The 3,139-nt window shown below is 68.0% G+C and carries 5 protein-coding genes; all 5 read right to left on the bottom strand.

Annotated features, from left to right (window positions below; translation table 11 throughout):
- A partial coding sequence (locus FJ311_16160) for a Holliday junction branch migration protein RuvA (GenBank protein MBM3952968.1) occupies positions 1-388 on the bottom strand: 388 nt, incomplete at its 3' end.
- Positions 385-897 carry a crossover junction endodeoxyribonuclease RuvC gene (gene ruvC / locus FJ311_16155; protein MBM3952967.1) on the bottom strand — a complete coding sequence of 171 codons (513 nt, stop codon included), beginning with the start codon at positions 895-897 and terminating at the stop codon, positions 385-387. The genes ruvC and FJ311_16160, both read right to left, overlap by 4 nt.
- Positions 898-929: 32 nt before the next feature.
- The gene (locus FJ311_16150) at positions 930-1,679 is read right to left on the bottom strand and encodes a YebC/PmpR family DNA-binding transcriptional regulator (GenBank protein MBM3952966.1); all 750 of its coding nucleotides are present in this window, start codon (positions 1,677-1,679) and stop codon (positions 930-932) included.
- A 292-nt stretch (positions 1,680-1,971) separates the two neighbouring features.
- Positions 1,972-2,802 (bottom strand): isocitrate lyase/phosphoenolpyruvate mutase family protein, encoded by an 831-nt coding sequence (locus FJ311_16145; GenBank protein ID MBM3952965.1) that lies wholly within the window; start codon positions 2,800-2,802, stop codon positions 1,972-1,974.
- 10 nt (positions 2,803-2,812) lie between these two features.
- On the bottom strand, positions 2,813-3,139 hold a 327-nt coding region (locus FJ311_16140), incomplete at its 5' end, for a YmdB family metallophosphoesterase (GenBank protein ID MBM3952964.1).

Here is a 3,139-nt window from a genome sequence, read left to right as displayed (position 1 = left end):
TGTCGCGCAATTCGGCGGCGATGCGGGCCGCGAGCTTGCCGCCGACCCCGTCGGCGCGGCTGAGCGCGGTCGTGTCGGAGGCCGCGATGGCGCGCGCGAGATCGCCCGGCGGCAGCGCCGACAACAGCGCGAGCGCGGTCTTGGCGCCGACACCCTGGACGGTGGTGAGCAACCGGAACCAATCCTGCTCGGCCGCGTCGAGAAAGCCAAATAAACGAATATGGTCCTCGCCGACCTGGGTCTCGATCCAAAGGATCGTCGCTTCTCCCGGCCGCAGACGGGCGAGCGCGCCGGCGGCGAGCGCGACCTTGTAGCCGATGCCGCCGACATCGACGATGGCGAAACCGTCGCCGATGTGATCCACGGTCCCGCGTAATTTCGCGATCATGATACGGCTTCCTTCATGAGCGCACGCGCGATCCGATCGCGCGAGCCGCGGTGATGCGCGTGGCAGATGGCGACGGCGAGCGCGTCGGCCGAATCCGGCGTCGCGACCTGGGCACCCGGCAGCAGGACGCGGATCATGGCCTGCACCTGTTGCTTGGCGGCGTGGCCGGCGCCAACCACGGACTTCTTCACCAGGTTGGGCGGATACTCCGCGACCGGAAGCCCGAGTTGCGCCGGAACCAGCAGCGCCACCGCGCGCGCCTGGCCGAGTTTCAAGGTCGAAACCGGATTGACGTTGACGAAGGTTTCCTCGACCGCCGCTTCCTCGGGGCCGTGGCGGCGGACGACCTCGGCGAGGCGTTCGTAAAGCTGCGCGAGGCGCTGGGGCATGGGGAGACCGTCGTCGCTCGTGACCGCGCCGTCGGCGACGTGTCGCAGCCGGTTGCCGTCGGCCTCGATCACACCCCAACCGGTCGCGCGTAGGCCCGGGTCCAGTCCAATCAGCCGCATGGCATTCCCCGTTCGACCATCTCCGTCATTTCCTAGGCGCTCAACTTGGCCAGCGCCTCGTCCGACATCTCAAAGTTGGAGACGACGCGCTGCACGTCGTCGTTATCCTCCAGCACTTCGAGCAGCTTGAGCAAGGATTCCGCCGCCTCGCCCGCGACCGCGACCGCGCCGGTCGGACGCCATTCGAGCCGAGCCTCGGCCGCTTCGCCGAATTTCTTTTCCAGGCCCTCGCGCACCGCGCCGAGATCGTCGGGCGCGCACACGATTTCGTGGCCGTCGGCGTCCGAGCGCACGTCGGCAGCGCCGGCGTCGAGCGCCGCTTCGAACATGGCGTCGCTCCCGGCGCGCGACGCCGAGTAGCGTACGACGCCGACGCGCTCGAACATGAAACCGACCGCGCCGGTTTCGGCGAGGTTGCCGCCGTGCTTGGTGAAGGCGGCGCGCAACTCGCTCGCGGTGCGGTTGCGGTTGTCGGTCAGCGCCTCGACGATGATGGCGACGCCGCCGGGGCCGAAGCCCTCGTAGCGCACTTCCTCGTAATTCGAATCCGCGTCGTTGCCCGAGCCGCGCTTGATCGCGCGCTCGATGGTGTCCTTGGGCATGTTGGCCTCGCGCGCCGCCAGCATCGCGGCGCGGAGCCGCGGGTTGGCGGCGGGATCGGGGAGCCCTGCGCGCGCCGCGACGGTCAACTCGCGGATGATCTTGGTGAACACCTTGGCCCGCTTGGCGTCCTGCTTGCCCTTGCGGTGCATGATGTTTTTGAATTGGGAATGACCGGCCATGAACCTATGGTCCCTCAAGTCCTTAACGATTGAAGCAAAAACCATCATATGCGCCCGAAGGGGCGCGAAGCATACCACATCTAGGTTATTAATATTAATAAACGACCCGCCCCGGGTGCCGCCACGGCGAAAAAGCCCGCCGATGCCCGTATCGTGCCTAATCTTGTAACCGGATAAAGGCGATATTCGGGCGGCTTTCGCGCGGGTAAAAAGCCCATAACCCATTGATCGGGCATTAAACCCCGTAATCGGCCGCCCTTTCGGGCCGATTTCCGAAAGCAGAAGTCGGGGCTCAGCCCCGCCCGAACACGTCCTTCAAATCGCGGCTCGGGACCGCGTCGGCGATCCAGGCGAAGCCGCCGTTCTCCTTCAACGCCCGCGCGCCGCGCATGAACGCGCCCAGCGCCAGGCGGGCGAGCGCGCTGCCGGTGCTGATGCGCTTGACGCCGGCATCGCCGAGATCGCGCACCGTGAGCGAAGGATCGGCCGACGCCATCAGGACGTTCACCGGCTTTGTCACCGACGCGACCACCCGACGGATGGCGGCGAGGTCCTTGAGCCCCGGCGCGTAGAGCACGTCGGCGCCTGCTTTCTCGAACGCCTGCAGGCGGCGGATGGTGTCGTCGAGGTCGGGCCGTCCGTGCAGGAAATTTTCCGCGCGCGCGGTGAGCGTGAACGGGAACGGCAGCGTGCGCGCCACCTCGACCGCTGCCGCCACCCGTTCGACCGCGTGATCGAAGTCGTAGATCGGCTTCCTCGCGTCGCCGGTCGCGTCCTCGATCGAGCCGCCGACCACGCCCGCTTCGGCCGCGAGCCGGATGGTTTCCGCCGCCGCCCGGGGATCGTCGGCGAAGCAATTCTCGAGATCGGCGTTGACCGGAAGATCGGTCGCTTCCGCGACGGCGCGGCAGTTGGCGAGCGTGTCGGCGCGGCTCACGGCGCCGGTGCCGTCCACCTTGCCCAAGGCAGCGGCAAATCCAAGACTAGTCGTGGCGAGCGCCTCGAAGCCGATGTGCGCGAGGAGCTTGGCGCTGCCCGCGTCCCAAGGGTTGGGCAGCACGAACACGCCCGGACGTTGGTGGAGCGCGCGGAAGGCGAGGGCTTTTTCCGGTTGCGTCGGCATAGCGATCTCCTTAGCGGGGGTTGAGCGAGGGCATGGCGGAAGGCAGGCCGGGGCCGAGGCGCACCGGCTCGGCCCGGATGCTGAGGCCGGTTCGATCGTCGGTCTCGACGAAGAGTCCGGCGATCGCGCCGGGACCGGAGGCCGGTTCCAGCCGGGCGCCGATTACTTTTCTCACGAACCGTTCGGTCGCCGGGCCCTTCTCCATGCCGATCACCGAATCGTAATCGCCGCACATGCCGAGATCGCTGATGTAGGCGGTGCCGCCCGGCAGCACGCGCGCGTCCGCCGTCGGCACGTGGGTGTGGCTGCCGACCACCGCCGACACGCGCCCGTCGAG

The organism is Rhodospirillales bacterium (assembly GCA_016872535.1).
GTDB lineage: Bacteria > Pseudomonadota > Alphaproteobacteria > Rhodospirillales > 2-12-FULL-67-15 > 2-12-FULL-67-15.
This window is presented reverse-complemented; position numbering and strand designations above follow the sequence as displayed.

Bases quoted from the DNA above. Each gene is read 5' to 3' on its own strand.
- FJ311_16150 (MBM3952966.1), bottom strand. From the start codon at position 1,679: ATGGCCGGTCATTCCCAATTCAAAAACATCATGCACCGCAAGGGCAAG.
- FJ311_16145 (MBM3952965.1), bottom strand. From the start codon at position 2,802: ATGCCGACGCAACCGGAAAAAGCCCTCGCCTTCCGCGCGCTCCACCAA.
- ruvC (MBM3952967.1), bottom strand. From the start codon at position 897: ATGCGGCTGATTGGACTGGACCCGGGCCTACGCGCGACCGGTTGGGGT.